The 19,476-nt window shown below is 47.4% G+C and carries 17 protein-coding genes and 1 CRISPR repeat array (1 of these 18 cut by a window edge); of the genes, 14 read left to right on the forward strand and 3 right to left on the reverse strand.

The window, feature by feature from the left end; genetic code table 11:
• Nucleotides 1-2: 2 nt before the first annotated feature.
• Both cyoE and JFT56_RS18855 read left to right on the forward strand, forming a co-directional pair.
• On the forward strand, nucleotides 3-908 hold the full coding sequence (cyoE, locus tag JFT56_RS18850; RefSeq protein ID WP_198781491.1) for a heme o synthase: 906 nt from the start codon (nucleotides 3-5) through the stop codon (nucleotides 906-908).
• Nucleotides 909-955: 47 nt separating this feature from the next.
• Nucleotides 956-1,579 (forward strand): SCO family protein, encoded by a 624-nt coding sequence (locus JFT56_RS18855; protein WP_198781492.1) that lies wholly within the window; start codon nucleotides 956-958, stop codon nucleotides 1,577-1,579.
• A gap of 7 nt (nucleotides 1,580-1,586) precedes the next feature.
• Here JFT56_RS18855 and JFT56_RS18860 read toward each other — a convergent pair whose 3' ends face one another.
• The gene (locus JFT56_RS18860; RefSeq protein ID WP_198781493.1) at nucleotides 1,587-2,633 is read right to left on the reverse strand and encodes a polysaccharide deacetylase family protein; all 1,047 of its coding nucleotides are present in this window, start codon (nucleotides 2,631-2,633) and stop codon (nucleotides 1,587-1,589) included.
• Between the two features lie 22 nt (nucleotides 2,634-2,655).
• On the opposite strand from JFT56_RS18860, the gene JFT56_RS18865 reads away from it, so the two are divergent.
• Entirely contained in the window at nucleotides 2,656-4,023 is a 1,368-nt protein-coding gene (locus tag JFT56_RS18865; RefSeq protein WP_198781494.1) for an MATE family efflux transporter, read from the forward strand.
• An 80-nt stretch (nucleotides 4,024-4,103) separates the two neighbouring features.
• Complete coding sequence (locus tag JFT56_RS18870) at nucleotides 4,104-6,041, forward strand: alpha/beta hydrolase family protein (RefSeq protein WP_198781495.1); 1,938 nt, start codon at nucleotides 4,104-4,106, stop codon at nucleotides 6,039-6,041.
• A gap of 98 nt (nucleotides 6,042-6,139) precedes the next feature.
• On the opposite strand, the gene nfuA is transcribed toward JFT56_RS18870, so the two are convergent.
• Together nfuA and JFT56_RS18880 are read right to left on the reverse strand one after the other, a co-directional pair.
• Nucleotides 6,140-6,718: a Fe-S biogenesis protein NfuA gene (gene nfuA, locus JFT56_RS18875; RefSeq protein WP_198781496.1), complete on the reverse strand. Its 579-nt coding sequence runs from the start codon at nucleotides 6,716-6,718 to the stop codon at nucleotides 6,140-6,142.
• A 238-nt stretch (nucleotides 6,719-6,956) separates the two neighbouring features.
• Entirely contained in the window at nucleotides 6,957-7,751 is a 795-nt protein-coding gene (locus tag JFT56_RS18880) for a ComF family protein (protein ID WP_198781497.1), read from the reverse strand.
• A gap of 104 nt (nucleotides 7,752-7,855) precedes the next feature.
• Here JFT56_RS18880 and bioH point away from each other — a divergent pair, with 104 nt between their 5' ends.
• The 10 genes from bioH (at nucleotide 7,856) to cas2 (ending at nucleotide 18,407) form a co-directional block, all read left to right on the forward strand.
• Nucleotides 7,856-8,578, forward strand: coding sequence for a pimeloyl-ACP methyl ester esterase BioH (bioH, locus tag JFT56_RS18885; protein WP_233095618.1), 723 nt, complete (start codon nucleotides 7,856-7,858; stop codon nucleotides 8,576-8,578).
• A gap of 61 nt (nucleotides 8,579-8,639) precedes the next feature.
• Entirely contained in the window at nucleotides 8,640-9,194 is a 555-nt protein-coding gene (locus tag JFT56_RS18890; RefSeq protein ID WP_198781499.1) for a hypothetical protein, read from the forward strand.
• Nucleotides 9,195-9,405: 211 nt separating this feature from the next.
• Nucleotides 9,406-10,245, forward strand: a complete 840-nt coding sequence (locus JFT56_RS18895; RefSeq protein WP_233095548.1) for a WYL domain-containing protein — start codon at nucleotides 9,406-9,408, stop codon at nucleotides 10,243-10,245.
• A 103-nt stretch (nucleotides 10,246-10,348) separates the two neighbouring features.
• Nucleotides 10,349-12,814: a CRISPR-associated helicase Cas3' gene (gene cas3, locus JFT56_RS18900; RefSeq protein WP_198781501.1), complete on the forward strand. Its 2,466-nt coding sequence runs from the start codon at nucleotides 10,349-10,351 to the stop codon at nucleotides 12,812-12,814.
• A 17-nt stretch (nucleotides 12,815-12,831) separates the two neighbouring features.
• Nucleotides 12,832-13,551: a type I-C CRISPR-associated protein Cas5c gene (gene cas5c / locus JFT56_RS18905; RefSeq protein WP_198781502.1), complete on the forward strand. Its 720-nt coding sequence runs from the start codon at nucleotides 12,832-12,834 to the stop codon at nucleotides 13,549-13,551.
• Nucleotides 13,548-15,494: a type I-C CRISPR-associated protein Cas8c/Csd1 gene (gene cas8c / locus JFT56_RS18910; protein WP_198781503.1), complete on the forward strand. Its 1,947-nt coding sequence runs from the start codon at nucleotides 13,548-13,550 to the stop codon at nucleotides 15,492-15,494. Before cas5c ends, cas8c begins: the two co-directional genes overlap by 4 nt.
• A gap of 10 nt (nucleotides 15,495-15,504) precedes the next feature.
• Complete coding sequence (gene cas7c / locus JFT56_RS18915) at nucleotides 15,505-16,335, forward strand: type I-C CRISPR-associated protein Cas7/Csd2 (RefSeq protein WP_198781504.1); 831 nt, start codon at nucleotides 15,505-15,507, stop codon at nucleotides 16,333-16,335.
• Between the two features lie 121 nt (nucleotides 16,336-16,456).
• On the forward strand, nucleotides 16,457-17,098 hold the full coding sequence (cas4, locus tag JFT56_RS18920; protein ID WP_198781505.1) for a CRISPR-associated protein Cas4: 642 nt from the start codon (nucleotides 16,457-16,459) through the stop codon (nucleotides 17,096-17,098).
• A complete protein-coding gene (gene cas1c / locus JFT56_RS18925; protein WP_198781506.1) occupies nucleotides 17,079-18,095 on the forward strand; it encodes a type I-C CRISPR-associated endonuclease Cas1c in 1,017 nt (338 codons plus the stop codon). The genes cas4 and cas1c overlap by 20 nt, the downstream gene beginning before the upstream one ends.
• Nucleotides 18,096-18,113: 18 nt before the next feature.
• Nucleotides 18,114-18,407: a CRISPR-associated endonuclease Cas2 gene (gene cas2 / locus JFT56_RS18930; protein ID WP_198781507.1), complete on the forward strand. Its 294-nt coding sequence runs from the start codon at nucleotides 18,114-18,116 to the stop codon at nucleotides 18,405-18,407.
• Nucleotides 18,408-18,587: 180 nt separating this feature from the next.
• Nucleotides 18,588-19,476: direct repeats of the CRISPR family, unit length 33 nt; unit sequence GTCGCGCCCCGCACGGGGCGCGTGGATTGAAAC; it runs 1,560 nt beyond the window's last position.

Raw genomic sequence — 19,476 nt, forward strand, 5'->3', positions numbered from 1 at the left:
AGATGGCAAAACCACTCTCAATCACCAGTAGCCTGCCCACCTTTAGCGTGACATGGCGCGCCTATTTTGAAATGACCAAACCTAAAGTGGTCGCACTCATGCTACTCACTGTCCTCGTCGGCATGTGTCTGGCGGTGCCCCATGCGGTGCCCGTTCAACCTTTGCTCGCGGGTATGCTGGGTATTGCCATGATGGCGGGTTCGGCGGCGGCGCTCAATCATCTGATCGATCGCCGTATCGATGGTTTAATGGCGCGCACCTACAATCGCCCATTGCCTAAGGGACGCATTTCGGCCACCCGCGCGTTAATTTTCGCCGCTAGCTTAGGTAGCCTTGGATTTATCGTCTTGTATTTTTTGGTTAATCCACTCACAGCTTGGCTCACCTTTGCCAGCCTGATTGGCTATGCCTTGGTTTACACCGCCTATTTGAAGCGCGCGACCTCGCAAAATATTGTGATCGGTGGTCTGGCGGGCGCTATGCCACCGCTACTGGGTTGGACGGCAGTGACTAACGAATTTCACGGCCATGCGCTGTTGTTGGTGATCATTATTTTTACCTGGACGCCGCCACATTTTTGGGCACTGGCCATTCACAGACGCGCCGAATATGCCAAAGTGGATATTCCCATGTTGCCCGTCACCCACGGCGTCGAATTTACTAAAACCTGCATTCTGCTCTACACAGTCTTACTGGCGATTGCTTGCCTGTTACCTGTGCTGGTTGGCATGTGTGGGCCAGTGTATTTCGTCTGCTCTAGCCTGCTTAGCACGGGATTTATCTACAAGGCGTGGCAACTTAAATATCGGGATCGTGATGGCTTAGCGATGCAAGTGTTCCGCTTCTCTATCTACCATTTAATGTTGTTATTTATGGCGTTACTGCTCGACCACTATTTATGGAGCTAGTGTATGGAACTCGTTTGTCCCGCTAACTTGTATTGATGGAGCGAATAATGAAGAAAAGAATGTTAGTCGCCGCCATTTTATTAGTCGGTCTTGGCGGCCTGTTTGCGGTGAAATTTAGTCCCCAAAAACCCGTCGAGCTAGAGAACGGATTTCTGTTCCCACAGGCCTATGAAATAGCACCCTTTGAATTGGTCGATCAGCACAAGCAGGCGTTTACTAACGCCAGTTTGCAAGGAAAATGGAGCTTATTTTTTATCGGCTTTACCTTTTGCCCCGACGTTTGTCCGACGACCTTAAACAAACTCGCCGCGGCCTATCCCGAGCTCAACAAAATCGCGCCATTGCAGGTGGTGTTTTTATCCGTCGATCCCAAACGGGATACTCCGGATAAGCTTCTAACCTATGTGAATTTTTTCAATCCTGAATTTAAAGCCGTGACAGGTGAACAAACGCAGATATTTCCCCTCACCCGCAGCCTAGGGCTCACCTATGCCATGGTGGGTGAAGGGGAAAACTACCTAGTCGACCACAGTGCGGGTTATGTGCTGGTGTCGCCCCAGGGCACCCGAGTCGCAGTGTTTAAACCTACGGCAACACTCGGAAAACCGCCGCAGGTATTAAATGAGCAATTGATTAGCGATTTTGGAAAAATAGTGGCGCAATACCACTAGCAGTTGATCACTCTTTCACCCAAGAGCCATCGTCCTTTGGCCTAACCCAAGGCTGGGAAAACCAATAATAACCATTGCGAACCTTACTCGGCGCTGTGCAGTTATAACGGGAGCGCCCAGCGGGTAAGGCTAAATCCGCTTGTACACTAAACTCGTTTTCACTCAGCCAAGTCGGTTGTTTTGAGCCTTGGCTTTGGATATAACACATCACTTGCTTAGCAGAGATATCACTCATATCGAGGGTGACTTTAAGCTCTGGGCGCCAATGGCCGCCCTTTAACTCAGGATCGCTTGGGGTTTGGGCAATCACAGGCATATTTAAGCTATATAACTTGGCCTTAAGGCTTTTTAGATCAGCATATTGTCCCGCTACGGGGAATCGCGGCAGGGCCGTTAATGGCGAATAGGGCCCAGCAGCGCCGGACTGTTGCCCAAAAGCGACAAAGCCGTTCTCGGTTAACATATCTTGAATCGCTTGGTTGTACTCACCGTAGGGATAGGCCAGCATTTTAAAATTCTGCCCTGTGGCATCCGCAATGGCTTTTTCTGTGTCTAAAATATTGGCTTTTATCCGCGCTAACCACTGGGCCTGTGATTCATTTTCTAAGGCGCGGATCAAATGTTCGTGCGCCCAACTGTGGTTAGCAATATCGGCGCCTTCCTTAGATAATTTTATCAGCTCATCCCAAGTCATCATCTCGGTAAACTTTTGTTTAATCGGCTCAATTGCCACAAACAAGGTGTAGGGGAATCCAAATTCCTTTAGGATAGGATGCGCCGTAGTCGCTATACTGCGATAACCATCATCGAAGGTAATTGCGATTGTTTTAGCGGGTAAATCTTGTTTTTGCTTGATCGCTTCAACCACTTTAGAAAGCGGGATCACCTTAAAGCCGTCATCGACGAGAAACTGCATTTGCTCACGAAATTGCGCGGGCGTAACGCTGGTTGCCGCCGGAGTGGTTTCTGACACATGGTGATATTGCAGAATGACCACGGCATGGGCAGAAAACGTCATTAGCCCTATGAGTGCCAACAGCACACGTTTAACCATAATGTGAACACCTCTGAAATTAATGAATACTGCTAAATCAACTTGGCTCGACCTCATGCTCAACGACGCGAAAAATCGCCAGTTACTAGCGCTCGCCCTGCCGATGATACTCTCCAATATCACTATCCCGCTGTTGGGCTTAGTCGATACGGCTGTTATAGGTCATCTGAGTGAGGCCTATTATTTAGGGGGAGTCGCTGTCGGGTCAACGATTATCACATTAATCATTTGGTTATTGGGATTTTTGCGCATGGCGACGACAGGTTTAGTCGCGCAAGCCTTTGGTGCTGACGATCTTCACGCCCAGCACAAACTCTTAGTCCAAGGCGCTATGCTAGCGATGTTATTGGGCGCAGGTGTTATCGCACTGCAAGTCCCGATATTGAATTTAGCGTTAGGATTATCCGAAGCGAGTAGCGAGGTCGAACGTTATTGCCGCGAGTATTTTCAGGTACGGATTTGGTCAACGCCCTTCGCCCTGCTCAATTTAGTGATGTTAGGTTGGCTCTTAGGGCGACAACAACCTAAAGCCGCCATGTGGCAGCTGATTTTAGCGAACCTTGCCAATATTATTCTCGATGTGGTGTTTGTCCTCGGCTTGGGCTGGGGCGTTAAAGGTGCTGCCCTCGCCTCAGTCTTTGCCGATATCACTGCTTTCTCAGTCGCACTCACTATGGTGTTACAACAACTCAAGCGTGCACCCGAGTTTCACTTATCCCACCTATTCCCCCATGTCACCCTGACTGGTTATGGCAAATTACTGAGGCTCAACACAGATATTTTTGTCCGTAGCCTCTGCTTGCAGGCGGCCTTTGCCTTTATGACATTCCATGGTGCAGGTCTAGGTGATAATACCGTTGCGGCCAATGCCGTGTTATTGAATTTACTGCTATTAATCTCCTACGCTCTAGATGGTATAGCCTATTATGCCGAGGCAGAAGTCGGCCGTGCCTATGGGCAAAAACAGGCAGAACAATTAAGGGAAGCTGTGATCTTAGCTTGGTGCTGGTCGGCCATAACGGCACTAGGATTCTGCGCTGTATTTAGTCTTTTTGGCAGTAATATTATCGCGTTATTGACCAGTATTAATGAGGTCAGAGCCACTGCGCAAACCTATCTTATCTGGCTAATATTCTTGCCTTTATGGTCCTTTAGCTCGTATTTATTCGATGGTGTTTACATAGGTGCCGCTAAAGGAAAAGTGATGCGCAATAGCATGATACTCGCCACCTTCGGCGCGTTTTTCCCAACATGGTATGTACTGCAACAGCTATTGTTACCTGAACAAGGCAACCATGCCCTCTGGGCCGCCATGAGCGCGTTTATGCTAACAAGAAGCCTCACTCTGGGTGGGCACTATTATTTCAGCAACGCCTTTTTTACTAAATAAATCTGTAAAGACAGTGGTTTACTCATTCTAAAATCATTAAGATGCGATTCTTACAACTGTAACTAAAATGTAGCTCAATCATGAAAAGGATTTTTTCCCTGCTCTGCCTGTTGCTCTGCAACCCTGCTTTTGCCGACTCAGCTCCCCTATTACCCGTCGAAGCCTTTGCCAGCATCCCAGATGTTAGCTCTGTACAACTCTCCCCTAATGGCCAAAAAATCGCCTCGGTTGTGCGTGTCGAACTCCCTAAACTCAAGGGAACTGTAGTGAGTATTCTCGATTTAAATACGGGGGAGAAAAACTATGCCATTCATACGGACAACCAAAAATTTGTCATCCAGTCATTACTGTGGGCAAATGATAATACCTTACTGATCAAAGCTAAGTTTCCGGCCAACCGTTACGGTACGCCCACGATAGAAACCCGCCTCGTAAAGTATGATTTGACGACGAAAAAGACCGCAAATGTGCTCGCTAACAGCATCTTAGAGCGCCTCAGTTGGATCCCACAGCATCAGGGGCAAATTATCGATCTTATGCCCGATGACCCCGATAGTTTTTTGCTCTCTTTAGATGGTATGGGTGAAAGTGTGGGCCAAGAAAGTGTGCTGAAAATCAATCTAGCGCAGGGAAAATCCACATATATTCAAAATGCGAAAAACCATGTCATAGGTTGGATTACCGACAGACAGCATAAGGTCCGCATTTCTATCTATAACGATGAGACTGAGTACCGCATTTATGAACAGCCAGAGCAGAAGAGTGATTCTCGCTTGCTCTGGACCTTTAAAGCCTTCGCTGAAGACAGTGTCTGGCCCTTAGGTTTCGATGCCGATCCTAATATTCTCTACGTTCGCGCCTATCACAATGGTTTTGAAGCCATTTTTAAAGTGAACCTAACCGACCCTAAGCTCACCAAAGAATTGGTCTACGCCAATGAAGAAACCGACGTCGAAGGCGAATTGCTTTATTCCACTCTGAAACAAAAAGTGATTGGAATAAGCGAGGGTGACGGCGAAGAATACACCTTTTGGGACAAGGAATATGCAGGCCTGCAGAATGGCCTTAAAGCCGTGTTGCCCAACGCCCGCAACTATATTACCCAGTTCAGCGCCGATGAGCGCCGCTACTTAGTGTATTCCACTAGCTCGACCGAGCCCGGCACTTATTATTTCGGCGATAGGGATGCAAAATCGCTCTACCCCATAGCGAATAGATACAACCAGCTCAACAGTGAATTGCTCGCAGAGACCCAATATCTAACCTATGAGGCAAGGGATAAGCTCAAAATTAATGCTTACCTCACAGTGCCAAAGGGGCACGAAGCCAAGCAACTGCCGACGATTATTTTCCCCCACGGCGGCCCCATCAGTTACGACAGCAATGACTTCGACTATTGGGCACAGTTTTTCGCCAATCGCGGTTACGCTGTCTTTCGGATGAATTTCAGGGGCTCGGCGGGTTACGGCTATGAATTTATGAAAGCTGGCCTAAAAAGCTGGGGACTGGAGATGCAAAACGACGTCGAAGATGGGACTCGATACCTTATCGATCAAGGTATTAGCGACCCTAAACGTATCTGCATTGTTGGAGCCAGTTACGGTGGCTACGCGGCCTTAATGGGGGCGGCCATGACCCCCGATCTCTACCGCTGCGCAGTGAGTGTTGCGGGCGTTACCGATGTGGCCTACCTAGTCAAATCCAGCCGCAGACATACCAATTATGAAGTGGTTAAAGAGCAAATAGGCAGCGATCTCGATGCACTCTATGAACGCTCACCGATTAGCAAAGCGGCCAACATTAATATCCCAGTTTTGTTGCTGCATGGCGATAAGGACAGGATAGTCAAGGTTGAACATAGCCGCGAAATGTATGACGAACTCAAATCGCTGAAAAAACCAGTAGAGTATATTGAGTTGGAAAATGGCGATCATTATCTGAGCAATAATGATCATCGCCTTGCCACCTTTAAGGCACTAGATAAGTTCCTCGCCGATAATCTCAAAACCCAGCTATAACTTAACGCTTCACGCTTAAAAGCCAGTAAAGTGAAAAGCTAAGCATAAAAAAACGCGACTCAAGGTCGCGTTTTTTTATTGAAAATTAATCAGCTAGATTAAGCGTAAGAATGCTCACCGTGCTGGTGATCTGTCACGTCACGCACACCCATCAATTCACCTGGGAACATGTCTAACAGTTGTTTTTCGATACCATCTTTCAGGGTGATATCAACTTGAGAACAACCGTTACAACCACCACCAAACTGCAGTACGGCTACGCCTTCTTTGGTGATCTCCACCAGCATGATATTACCGCCGTGGCTAGCAAGCTGAGGATTGATTTCAGATTGAATAACATACTCGATACGCTCGACTAGGGGCGCATCACCTGACACTTTACGCATTTTCGCATTAGGGGCTTTGAGTGTGAGCTGTGAGCCGAGTTGATCGGTTACAAAGTCAATGGTCGCTTCTTCAAGAAAAGGCGCACTCTTCTCATCGACCATAGCGTTAAAGCCATTGAACTCGAGTTCAATATCATCACTTTCAACCGCATCCGGTGGACAATAGGACACACCACACTCAGCTTGAGCGGTGCCAGGGCTTATCACAAACACACGAATATGAGTGCCTTCAGGTTGATCTGCTAACAACTTAACAAAATGGGCTTGAGCCGCATCGGAAATAGTAATCATGAAAACCTGCTCCGTCAGGGGATACCTGAGTGTTTTAGTAAGAATTAGCCGTATGATACTCCGACTCACCTTTGCTTTGTAGTCCCTTGGATAGCAAGTTTGTGGATTTTTGCCATAGTGATCACGATTTGACTGAGTGATTTTGACGGATTAAAGGATAAAGGCACAACCCATTAAAATCGAATAATGCTACAAAGACAGTCACTTGAGCCGGCATTCATCGCCGTTACACACATTCTCATCCTTCATTATCGAGATCGTCCAACAAGCCTGGCGCCTCTGCCCTTGCCAGACACCACACCTGAACATGCACATAGCGGGCCTCGAATAATCGGGCTATTTCGGCAACCGTAGTCCCTGTCGTCACTACATCATCCACCAAGGCAATACGCTGAAACTCAAAATCATCCGCGAGGATAAAGGCATCCTGTAAATTGCGCCGCCGCTGCGCCCCCGACAATCCCGCCTGCGGGTGCGTATCCTGCTGACGCATCAATCCCTCGTTAACTAAGGGCAACCGCAGAAGTTGGGATAATTCATGGGCAATCAACCAAGCTTGGTTAAATCCCCGCTGCCGCAAACGTTTTGGGTGTAGCGGTACAGGTACAAGAGCCTGTGGAAGCGTTAATAAACCTTGCTGTTCGAGGAGATAAATTCTCGCCACTAAAGCGCGGCACAATACGGGTAAGGCGGCGAGTTGCCCTTGATACTTAATTGCACCTATCCAAGTGCCCAGCCCTTGGTGATAACTACAGGGGGCCACGACTTTACGCGGCTGGTGCTTTTGGCATTCACCACAGTAATCCATTTGCAACTGCATTGATTTACCACACCCAAGGCAAATCGGGCCATGGTACAGGCAGGCTTGCAGGCAAATAGCACAAATCCCCGTATCGGGCGCTTGCATGGATTGGTGGCACAGCAGGCAACGGTTAGGTAAACTGCCCGCCAACCAAGTTGCAACTAAGCGATACACTAAACGCAGTAATCGAGTTCCATCCTGCGACCAAATCCCTTTGTTATCGCGCGGCATACATTAATCCTAATTATTTTTAGAGGCATAGAGTGAACCAAGTGACCCACATACCTCAACCCTATGTGCATATTGACACCAGAGGCCAAGGGCCTGATGTGGTGATGCTCCACGGTTGGGGCGTTAACAGTGCCGTGTTTACACCGCTGCAGGAGTCGCTCTCTGAGTATAGGGTGCACTACGTCGATCTGCCGGGCTTTGGATTAAGCCAACCGATTGCCGGCGGACTATCAGACTGGATCGAGGTTTTAGTGCAGGCTCTGCCCGCAAAGGCCATTTGGGCGGGTTGGTCATTGGGTGGATTAGTGGCGACTCAGGCGGCGCTCAGTCATCCCTCACATATTAATGGACTCATAACCATAGCCTCGTCCCCTTGCTTTATGGCGAGGGAAGCTGAAGCATGGCCTGGCATCCCACCCGAAGTGCTTAACCAATTTGGCGAACAACTCGAGCAAAATCTACCTCGCACCATAGAACGCTTCTTAGCCATCCAAGCTATGGGGAGTGAAACCGCTAAAGAAGACATCAAACAACTGCGGGATCTCGTGCTTGCGCGTCCCTTGCCCCATGCAACAGCTTTGACTCAAGGTCTTGAAATGCTTGCAGGAATAGACTTAAGACCGCAAATGCCAACTATCCAACAACCTTGGCTGAGGGTCTGGGGACGGCTCGATGGACTCGTGCCTAAACGGGTACAACCTAAGATGCCAACGGCGACTCAAATAGAAGATGTGGTATTAGCCAAAGCCTCCCATGCTCCCTTCATTTCCCATAGAGATGAGTTTTTACAGGTATTTTTACCTTGGTTAGCACGGCAGACACGCTAGCGCTTTATCTTTGAGCAATTAATGGCTAGTATTTAACCATTAGTGTTCCAAGGAGTTTTCCATGTTAGTTGTCAGTAACTACCCCCAAGTCCCGCTAGCGACCACTAATGTCGCCACGGACACGGCTCGGGTCGACAACCAACTCAAGCCAGTGGTCATTCCTCCCCAAGCGGCCACTAAAGGCCACGAAGAACGCGCCTTCAATCCACAAAATGAACGCACAGCAGAACAAGCCCAGCAACAGGCACGCTTACTCGAGCACAGCCAACAACAGATCCAAGAAAAACAGCAGCAACAGCAATCCTCACAGCAGCAAAATCAACAGCAACAAGAGAAAAAAGCCCCCGTTCTAGCGGCAGTGCCAGCACAAGCAAAAACCTTGAAGATCGCCCCCCGAGGCCAAGCAGCACTGCAGCGAAAGGATATACGCTTAAAGGTGGGTCAAAGCGCGATAAATTACGCCAGCACCAACGCTAAAGCGAGCCATAACCCAACTCGCCCGTCCATCCAAGGCGAATCCCCCCAGTTTTACCAGCAGCTTGGGCAGCGTATCGGTCTATTTTACGAGCAACAGACCCAGCCAGAACAAGAGCCCGCCATGTCAGCTTGGATTTAACCTACCCCATTTCAAGGTTCTGCCACAGCAAAAACAACAGATGATCAGGCTGCACACAGACAGTCAAAAGTGTGATCTCCCTCCCGATAGTCTCCCTAGCTTAGTGACTACTCAAGTTGGCAGCAATAAACCACTTGTTGTCTTTGTATCTGTTACGTTAAGGTAAATGCTACTTTACAATGTGCCACCGGCTAAACTTCAAGGAAATGAAGTGGTTATTATTAATCAGGACATAAGATTATGGTTTATCGAACTGATTGCCTGGTGGGAAGGTCGCATCAGCGCCAGCCACTTAATTCGCCAGTTTGGCATCAGCCGCACTCAAGCCCGAAACGACATTCTCTATTATCAACAGTTGTTGCCCGGTAACCTGCTATATCACGCCAGTTATAAAGGCTTTCTGCCACAAAACGATTTTCAGCAAGCCTATATTTCCGGCGATGTTGTGGAATACCTGAATTGGATAAGTCATCAAGACGCCATCACAGATGTAAGCACTGCTTTGCCATACACCACTTTGGCTTTGCCAAAACGCCAGGTCAGTGCCGAAATCATGCGGATATTGGTCTCTGCTATCAGGCAAAAGCGCCGGGTGGATGTGGATTACGTTTCGGTCAGCAACCCCGACCGCCAGGGCCGTATAATAGTACCGCACCATTTTGTCAGCGCTGGCTTACGATGGCATTTGCGGGCTTACTGTGAAAAGTCAAAAGGCTTTCGCGACTTTGTCTTAAGCCGCTTTCGTGGTGTGCCTGAACTGATGGATAAAACCAAAATCAGTGCACAAGAAGACAGCGGCTGGACCACTGAGCTTTGTTTAGAATTTCAGCCCGATCCCCGCTTAAAGCCAGCACAACAAAACGTGCTGGCCCACGACTACCAGATGCAGCAAGGCAAACTCCTTATCCATAGCCGTGCTTGCCTTGCCCAATACGTATTACAGGAAATGCAGGTCAACATCCGCGACATCGACATCAGCCCCGAAGCTCAACAACTGGTTTTGGTAAATCTAAACGACATAAAACCATGGCTATTCGAAGAAAAATCATAAGCTTAATAACAACCTGCACACTTAGTTTGCAGGTGTTTTTGTACAGTGTTGTTAGTTCAGGGATTGAAGGTAGAGTGGTGATGTTGAAAAGGAGATATAGCAAATGAATTATATCGCTCATCCGGCAAAAGATGGCATTAACCATCAAAGCGTCAAGACACATTTGGTAGAAGTTGGCGCTTTAGCTGCAGGCTATGCAAGCAAAATAGGCCAGAGTGATGTCGGTTTTTTGCTGGGTTTATTGCATGACTTCGGCAAATTTAGTCAGGCCTTTCAAGACTATATGCAGCTTATTATTCAGCAGGCGGTATCAAGTTTTGATCCTGACATTGACGATGTTGACGTAAAAAGTTTGAAAGGAAAAATCGACCATTCATCTGCAGGCGCACAGTGGGTTTTTCAGCACCTGCTGCCTGTTGCGCTGCGATGCTTTCCTGAAAATGGATCCTCAGATCAAAAACTGGCAATTGCAACAGTACAAATTTTAGCTTTATGTATTGCCTCTCATCACAGCGGTTTAATTGACTGTTTGCCCTCTGAAAATGGTCCAGGCTTTTTAAATCGAGTACGTAAAGCTGACGATCTTACGCATCTACAAGAATGTATGAAATCGGCAGATACGGAGATTTTAGCCAAAGCCGCATCCTTGGGATCTGCTGATTTTATTAAGAGTGTCGTTGACAACTTAAAACAACACTCATCAGAAGCCTTTGAACACAGTGACATTGTTTCTGCATTTAATCTTGGCTTTTACACTAAGTTTCTTTTCAGCTGCCTTATCGATGCAGACAGGGTAAACAGTGCTGATTTTGAAAACCCGGATTACAGCCAGCACCGGCATTTAAAACCGAATTGGGCATTAGCTTGTCAACGTATGGAAGCTTTTGTCACCACATTGAAAGCCAGAAATACCGTTGACGATATACGCAGGCAAATCTCAGACAATTGCTTAAAACATGCTGGCGATGCACAGGGAATCTACAGCCTTACAGTGCCTACTGGCGGCGGTAAAACCTATTCCAGTTTGCGCTTTGCTTTACATCACGCCAGAAAACATCAGTTGGATAGAATTTTTTATATTATTCCCTACACCTCAATAATTGAGCAGAATGCTGAGGCAATCAGGAATGTCCTGCACCGTGATGATGATGCCAGACCATGGGTGTTAGAGCATCACTCTAATCTGGAACCAGAACAGCAAACCTGGCACAGCAAATTGGTCAGTGAAAACTGGGACGCGCCAATAGTACTGACCACTATGGTGCAGTTTCTGGAAACCTTACTCAGCGGCGGCACCCGAGGTGTCAGACGGTTACATCAGTTGGCCAATAGCGTCATTGTATTTGATGAAATCCAAACTTTACCGGTTAACTGCATCCACTTATTCAACAATTCACTGAACTTCTTGGCTGCACATTGTAAGACAACAGCTGTGTTGTGCACTGCAACTCAGCCGTTGTTGCATCAAGTGCAAAATGAAAGAAGAGGCAGGCTGCACCTGCCTGCCGACAACGAGTTGATACCGGATGTAACAGAGTTATTTGAACAGTTAAAACGTGTAGAAATTTTAGATAAGACAAAAACTCCGGGTTGGTCTTTGCAGGAGATTACAGCATTAGCGCTTGAGCAACTGACCTTAAAGCAAAGCTGCCTGGTTATTGTAAATACTAAAAACTGGGCACAGGCACTGTTTAAATCTGCACAGCAACTGCAGCAAATTAATGCCGATGGGTTAATTCATTTGAGCACGGCGCAATGTCCGACACACCGTAAACTATTACTCACCAAAGTAAGGCAACGCTTAGATAACGGCTTACCGGTACTGTGCATCAGTACCCAGTTAATTGAGGCCGGGGTCGATGTAGATTTCGCGTCAGTGATCCGTTTTCAGGCCGGGCTCGATTCTTTAGCTCAGGCCGCCGGCCGCTGTAACCGTAACGGCAGGCATCCCACTGCTCAGGTTTATGTGATTAACCCTGACAAAGAAACTATCGATTTGCTGACGGATATCAAGGTTGGGCGTGACACAACAAAACGCATATTTAACGAGTTTAAAAATCAGGATTTTTTAAAACCCAAAGTCATGCAGCAGTATTTTCAGTACTACTTTTTTGACCGCAGCGACCAGATGCATTACCCGCTAAAAGCAACTGCGGCGGCAGGTGAAAATAATTTACTGAATTTATTGAGTACCAATCAAAACAACCCAAACGGTAACGTGCCACTTACCTTACACCATGCGTTTATGACGGCAGGTAAAGCCTTTAAGGCAATAGATGCACCAACTCAATCGCTGATCGTACCTTTTGGTGAAGGTAAAACATTAATAACTCAGCTGTGTGCAGCAAACAAGAAGTTCGACGCTACGCACTACTACCAGCTACTGCGCAGAGTACAAAAATATAGCGTTAATTTATTTCCGAATCTTTGGCAGAAACTACAACAGCAGAAGGCAATTTACGAGATAGCTGAAGGCGAAGGCGTTTTCTACCTTGATGAGCGCTTTTATAGTGAAGATTTTGGTGTCTGCACAGAGTTCTGTGCAGGACAGCAAGTTTTAGTTTTGTAATTTAAAAGGACTGAATAATGGCGACAAAACCAATGAAAAACAGCATTAGTTTTCGTCTGTGGGGGCGATATGCGCTATTTACCGATCCGATAACTAAAGTCGGCGGTGAAAAATGCTCGTATCACCTGCCAACTTATGAGGCATTAAAGGGCGTTTTAAAATCCATTTACTGGAAGCCAACACTGATCTGGTATGTAGACAGAGTCAGAGTGATTAAGCCGCTGCGCACCCAAACTAAAGGCACTAAGCCGTTAAACTGGGGCGGCGGCAACAGTCTGGCGATTTACACCTTTTTGCATGATGTTGAGTATCAGGTTGAGGCGCATTTTGAATGGAATGAACACCGACCAGAGCTTGCCGCAGACAGAGTGGATGGCAAGCATTTTAGTATTGCTACACGGGTACTGGAAAAAGGTGGAAGGCAGGATATCTTCCTCGGCACCCGTGATTGTCAGGCCTATGTAGAGCCTTGTGAGTTTGGCGAAGGCGCTGGCGCCTACGACAATATTGACGAACTGGGTCTTGGTTTAATGTTTCACGGTTTTGATTATCCGGATGAAACCGGAGTTAACGAATTACACAGCCGGTTTTGGCATGCAACGATGAAACACGGAGTTGTTACCTTTCCCCGGCCGGAAGATTGCCAAATCAGACGTTTTGTTCGTGAGATGCAACCAAAAGAATTTGCGCTTGATGTCAATCAACAGTCGGTTGATACGCTGGAGGCTTCACTATGAGCTGGCTGGCAAAACTATACGAAACCTACGAGCAAGCGCAGCAACTCTCTGCCGATTTACCGCAGGAACAGCAGTTAATGCCAGTTAGCCATACCCCACAGAATGCGCATATTAATATTGTGATTGATGGTGATGGCAATTTCGTAAGAGCGGAAGTGCTAGATAAAACGCAAATAGTGCTACCGGCAACAGAGCAGTCTGCCGGGCGAAGCAGTGGCCTTGCACCTCACCCACTAGCAGACAAAATTCAGTATGTCGCGGGTGATTATTCTGCGTTTGGAGGGAAAAAAGCATCAGGCTATGAGCTATATGAAGCTTTGTTACGCTCTTGGTGCGAGTCAGAGTTTGCTGTATCTACAATCAAAATTATTCACTCCTATATCGTTCAGAAAACGGTTGTGGCGGACCTGATTAAATATGGTGTATTGCATGCCGCAGACGGTGAACTATTAACAAAATGGTCGGAAGACTCTGAAGCACCTGCCATTTTTAAGTTATTACCAAAAGAAAAAGGTTCGCTAGATCAAGGTTCTGCATTAGTGTGCTGGACTGTTGAAATACCCGGTATTGCCCAATCTAAAACCTGGCTTGATCCCGCTATCCAACAAAGCTGGATTAATTTTGATAGTTTAAATGGCGGTAAGCCGGGCCTGTGTTTAATAAAAGGCGAACAAAGTGTTTTGGCTTCAAACCACCCTGCCAAAATTCGCCACAGTGGCGATAAAGCAAAATTAATCTCTGCTAACGATAGCAGTGGTTTTACCTTCAGAGGCAAGTTTACCGATAGTGAGCAAGCATCGGCAGTGAGTTTTGACGTTACCCAAAAAGCACATAATGCGCTGCGCTGGTTACTTGGGCGGCAAGGTTTTCGCAATGGAGATCAAGCTTATGTCAGTTGGGCGGTATCGGGTAAACAGATCCCAAATCCATTCTCTGATCCATGGGATCTGCTAAATGCCGAAGCCCTACCTGAAAAAGATCACTCGCTGGATTTAGGCCAAAGTTATGCGCTAAACCTGAAAAGTCACCTAAAAGGCACGGGTAAAGGAGCGTTGGAGCGTAACGAGAGCATTTGTATTCTGGGGCTGGATTCCGCCACGCCAGGCCGTATGGGAATTATTTACTACCGTGAAACGATAGCGGAAGAGTTTTTAGCCTCGTTAGAAAAGTGGTATCAGGATTTTGCCTGGCCGCAGCGGCATAAAGTAACGCTGAACAGTGAGAGTAAAAGTAAAGCGGTCGAGAAAACAGTTTGGTCGGTTTGCGCTCCTGCACCTTATAAAATTTGGGATGCAGTTTACGGCGATGTTTTAAAAAGCACTGATTCACTAAAGAAAAACCTGACAGAACGTCTGTTGCCCTGCATTGTTGAAGGCCGCCCTTTGCCGATAGACATTGTTAATTACGCAGTAAAACGGGCAACAAATCGCTTAGCCTACAAAAGTGATGAAACATGGAAGTGGGAGCAAAACCTCGGTATTGCTTGCGCTCTGTACAAAGGCTTTTGCAAACGCACACCTCTTTCAAAATATCAAAAGGACTACGCCATGGCATTAGATGAAACCAGTACCTCACGGGACTATTTATATGGCCGCCTATTGGCGGTAGCTGAAAATATTGAATCCTATGCGCTTTACAAAGCGGGTGAAAAGCGTAACACCACAGCTGACCGTTTAATGCAACGCTTTGCCGACAGGCCGTTTTCCACTTGGCGTAATCTGGAGCTGGCACTAAAGCCCTATATGCATCGTTTGCAAAATGTTAGCCCCGGCTTTTTAAAGCTACGAAAAGACTTGCTGGATAGCATTCAGTCGACTTTCGATACTACGGAATTTAAATCAGACAAAGCGTTAAGCGGTGAGTTTTTATTGGGATTTCACTGCCAGCGCTTAGAGCTAAACAGTAAAAAAGATGCGGTAGAAGCCGCAGATACAGCAGAATAAGGAAAACAGCATGAGCTTACAAAATAAAATCGACTTCGCCATTATTTTTTCAGTAAAAAATGCCAATCCAAATGGCGATCCGTTAAATGGTAACCGCCCACGTACTGACTATGATGGTTTGGGCGAAATTACCGACGTATGCCTAAAGCGCAAAACACGGGATCGCTTACAAGATTCAGGTCAGGCAATTTTTGTGCAGTCTGATGAGAAAAAAACCGATGGCTACCCAAGTTTGCGAGCAAGAGCTGAAGGCGTGTTAGGTAAAGATGCTCTGAATGCGAAGAAAACAAAACCAGAAGATGCAGCAAGACTGGCATGTGAAACCTGGTTCGATGTTCGGACCTTTGGTCAGCTATTTGCATTTAAAAGCGAAGAGAAAGATGGCGTTTCAATCCCTATCCGCGGCCCGGTTAGCATTCAATCGGCCTTTAGCCGTGAACCAGTAAGCATTACCAGCACCCAAATCACCAAAAGTGTTAGTGGTGATGGTGATGGCAGTAAAAAAGGTTCGGACACTATGGGGATGAAGCATCGTGTTGATCAGGCGGTGTATGTTGCATATGGTGCAATGTCACCACAACTGGCAGAAAAAACCGGCTTTAGTGATGCTGATGCAGAGGTAATAAAATCGATACTACCTAGGTTATTCGAAGGCGATGCTTCTTCTGCCCGACCAGAAGGTTCTATGACTGTTGAAAAGGTGATCTGGTGGCAGCATAACAGCAAAGCTGGTCAATACTCGTCGGCCAAAGTACACAGGTCGTTGGATGTAAAACCAGATGGCAGCTATCAGTTAACATCTTTGGATAACTTAGTAGCCGAAGAAATAGACGGATTCTAACTTTGCAAAACAACAGAGCCTGCAGCAATCAGGCTCTGAAAACGCCAGTGTACCAACACTATCAGGTTAATTTGGGGATAGCAGATGAACCTCCAAGAGCTAAGACAGCTCAGGCAATAGTATGAATGATGTCCGATTGATCCCACTTGCTGCGCTTCAGCACTACGCTTTTTGCCCACGCCAATGTGCGTTAATTCATAACGAGCAGGTGTGGGCAGATAATTATTTAACGGCACAAGGCAACTTGCTGCACGAGCGTGTGGATAGCGGCGAACCGGAAACCCGAAAAGGGATCAGGTTTGAGCGGGGTGTACAGGTTGCGGCGCCGAATATTGGCATCACCGGCAAACTGGATCTGGTTGAAAAAGAGATATCTACCGGTGAGCTGTTTCCGGTGGAATACAAGCGTGGCAAACCCAAAATCAGCGACTGGGATGAAATTCAGCTTTGTGCCCAGGCCTTATGTCTGGAAGAAATGACCGGGCGGATTGTGGCTGAAGGAGCACTTTGGTACAACCAAACCCGTCACCGCCAAGCGGTAAGTTTTACACCAGAATTGCGCCAGCGCACCTTACAGGTGATTGCTGATGTGGCGGCCATGCTGGAGTCGGGCATTACTCCAAAAGCGGTGTATGACAAACGTTGCCATGCTTGCAGTTTGTTTGATTTGTGCAACCCGAAGTTACTACAACATGATAAAAGTACGCAGTATGTGAACCGCCTTTTTTCAACGGAAGATTTCGATGAAGAAACTCCAGAATAGTTTATACATCAATACGCAAGGTGCGTATCTGCATAAAGAACGTGAAACTTTAGTTATTGATATTAACAAAGAAAAAGTAGCTCAATTCCCTATTCATGGTATTGGTGCCATCTTTTGTTTTGGTAATGTCATGGTGTCACCACAAGTGATGGGCTTTTGTGGTGAAAACTCTGTCAATCTGGCATTTTTTACCGAATACGGCAGGTTTTTAGCAAGGGTACAAGGTAAGCAAACGGGCAATGTGTTGTTGCGTCGTGCTCAATATCGTAAAGCGGACGAAGACCCGGTGTCTGTCGCCAGAAATATTGTGGCGGCAAAAATTCAGATGCAAAAGCAGGTGTTGCAGCGCCACCAACGCAACCATGGAAATGCCACTGAGTTTAGTCAGCAAATCACAGCAATTAATCATGTTTTGGATACGTTAAAACAATGCTCAGATTTAGACAAAATCCGCGGTTATGAAGGGGAAGCTGCATCCAGATATTTTTCAGTGTTTAATCTGCTGCTGACCAACAAAGACAAGGGCTTTGAGTTTTCAGGCCGAGTCAGGCGGCCTCCGACAGATCCAGTCAATTGTTTGTTGTCCTTTATGTATTCTGTACTTGGTAACGATATCAGCGCCGCGTTGCAAGGCGTAGGCCTAGATCCTCAGGTTGGCTTTTTGCACCAGGAAAGGCCTGGGCGGGATAGCTTAGCCCTTGATCTGCTGGAAGAGTTCAGAGCCTTTATTGCCGACAGATTGGTACTGACCCTGCTGAACCGACAGCAGCTCAAACCGTCAGATTTTGTGACTGAAACAGGTGGTGCTGTAAAGCTAAAAGACGACGCCAGAAAGCTGGTGTTGAAAGAATATCAAAGCCGGAAGCAGCAAAAAATCCGGCATCAGTTTTTAGACGAAGACGTTGAAATTGGTTTGTTACCTCATGTGCAGGCACTGTTACTGGCAAGGCATATTCGTGGTGATTTACAGCAATATCCACCTTTTATCAGTAAGTAAATTTGTGGGGGAATTTGTATGATGGTGCTAATTACCTATGACGTATCTTTTGACAATGAAGGTGGGCAACGTCGGCTTAGGCACATTGCAAAAATTTGCCAGAACTATGGCACCAGAGTGCAGTATTCGGTGTTCGAATGCGATATCGACCCTGCTCAATGGGTTTCTTTAAAATCGAAACTGTTATCAACCTATGATGATAGTATCGACAGCTTGCGTTTTTACATTTTGGGTAAAAGCTGGCGTAGTAAAGTAGAACATCATGGTGCCAAAGCCACGCTGGATTTGTTTGCTGATCCTCTCATTATTTAGCTAACCGCTAACCTATAGTGCTCTTTAAAAAGCCGGAACATTAGCGGCATCTTTAGTTACTGATCCCAAAGGTAATTAAGGATATCGCTTTCCTTTTCCCATGTATTATCTTTGAATTAATCTGACGTTAGCGTAAATGTGGCTAACAGGCTAGACTAGCTCTGCCTTTGCAAAAAGGCAGTCGCGCCCCGCACGGGGCGCGTGGATTGAAACGCTTACATCAAACCTACGGTTTAATAATCCCTTTGTCGCGCCCCGCACGGGGCGCGTGGATTGAAACTTTGATCAGTAAGGCAGAGGTTCCGCGCGCATCAAGTCGCGCCCCGCACGGGGCGCGTGGATTGAAACGCCCTCGAGTAATCATGCTTGAGAACGTCGAAGGTCGCGCCCCGCACGGGGCGCGTGGATTGAAACTTCTAGCCACTCGTCGCGCCACTGTTCAAGCCATGTCGCGCCCCGCACGGGGCGCGTGGATTGAAACGTCAATTTTATGCTGGCTGTCACTGGGTTTGGTGGTCGCGCCCCGCACGGGGCGCGTGGATTGAAACTTATAAGAGCAACGATGCAATAGGGCGCTTAATCGTCGCGCCCCGCACGGGGCGCGTGGATTGAAACTTCATTTTTATAATCACCGTCATAGCCAAGTGGGTCGCGCCCCGCACGGGGCGCGTGGATTGAAACCGTCACCTTCGGTACATGTCTGAAAATTTGCACCGTCGCGCCCCGCACGGGGCGCGTGGATTGAAACTCGCGGAACTGGGCAAATATGGCACCGCTTGATTGTCGCGCCCCGCACGGGGCGCGTGGATTGAAACGTAATAGCGATTGATTGCCGTGGCGAGTGGAGGCAGTCGCGCCCCGCACGGGGCGCGTGGATTGAAACACAATCTAACGGTGACGGCCATGGCGAACTCAAGTCGCGCCCCGCACGGGGCGCGTGGATTGAAACATTTGGGTTCATATTCTTGAACACAAACGGACGAGTCGCGCCCCGCACGGGGCGCGTGGATTGAAACAGCTTCCTGCTTGGCCTGTTGTTCAGCCTGTTCCGTCGCGCCCCGCACGGGGC

Source organism: Shewanella putrefaciens (assembly GCF_016406305.1).
Lineage (GTDB): Bacteria > Pseudomonadota > Gammaproteobacteria > Enterobacterales > Shewanellaceae > Shewanella > Shewanella putrefaciens_C.

What these genes read in the sequence shown, in the direction of transcription:
- cyoE (WP_198781491.1), top strand. Translation starts at nt 3, where the DNA reads ATGGCAAAACCACTCTCAATCACCAGTAGCCTGCCCACCTTTAGCGTG.
- JFT56_RS18855 (WP_198781492.1), top strand. Translation starts at nt 956, where the DNA reads ATGAAGAAAAGAATGTTAGTCGCCGCCATTTTATTAGTCGGTCTTGGC.
- JFT56_RS18860 (WP_198781493.1), bottom strand. Translation starts at nt 2,633, where the DNA reads ATGGTTAAACGTGTGCTGTTGGCACTCATAGGGCTAATGACGTTTTCT.
- JFT56_RS18865 (WP_198781494.1), top strand. Translation starts at nt 2,656, where the DNA reads ATGAATACTGCTAAATCAACTTGGCTCGACCTCATGCTCAACGACGCG.
- JFT56_RS18870 (WP_198781495.1), top strand. Translation starts at nt 4,104, where the DNA reads ATGAAAAGGATTTTTTCCCTGCTCTGCCTGTTGCTCTGCAACCCTGCT.
- nfuA (WP_198781496.1), bottom strand. Translation starts at nt 6,718, where the DNA reads ATGATTACTATTTCCGATGCGGCTCAAGCCCATTTTGTTAAGTTGTTA.
- JFT56_RS18880 (WP_198781497.1), bottom strand. Translation starts at nt 7,751, where the DNA reads ATGCCGCGCGATAACAAAGGGATTTGGTCGCAGGATGGAACTCGATTA.
- bioH (WP_233095618.1), top strand. Translation starts at nt 7,856, where the DNA reads ATGCTCCACGGTTGGGGCGTTAACAGTGCCGTGTTTACACCGCTGCAG.
- JFT56_RS18890 (WP_198781499.1), top strand. Translation starts at nt 8,640, where the DNA reads ATGTTAGTTGTCAGTAACTACCCCCAAGTCCCGCTAGCGACCACTAAT.
- cas3 (WP_198781501.1), top strand. Translation starts at nt 10,349, where the DNA reads ATGAATTATATCGCTCATCCGGCAAAAGATGGCATTAACCATCAAAGC.
- cas5c (WP_198781502.1), top strand. Translation starts at nt 12,832, where the DNA reads ATGGCGACAAAACCAATGAAAAACAGCATTAGTTTTCGTCTGTGGGGG.
- cas8c (WP_198781503.1), top strand. Translation starts at nt 13,548, where the DNA reads ATGAGCTGGCTGGCAAAACTATACGAAACCTACGAGCAAGCGCAGCAA.
- cas7c (WP_198781504.1), top strand. Translation starts at nt 15,505, where the DNA reads ATGAGCTTACAAAATAAAATCGACTTCGCCATTATTTTTTCAGTAAAA.
- cas4 (WP_198781505.1), top strand. Translation starts at nt 16,457, where the DNA reads ATGAATGATGTCCGATTGATCCCACTTGCTGCGCTTCAGCACTACGCT.
- cas1c (WP_198781506.1), top strand. Translation starts at nt 17,079, where the DNA reads ATGAAGAAACTCCAGAATAGTTTATACATCAATACGCAAGGTGCGTAT.
- cas2 (WP_198781507.1), top strand. Translation starts at nt 18,114, where the DNA reads ATGATGGTGCTAATTACCTATGACGTATCTTTTGACAATGAAGGTGGG.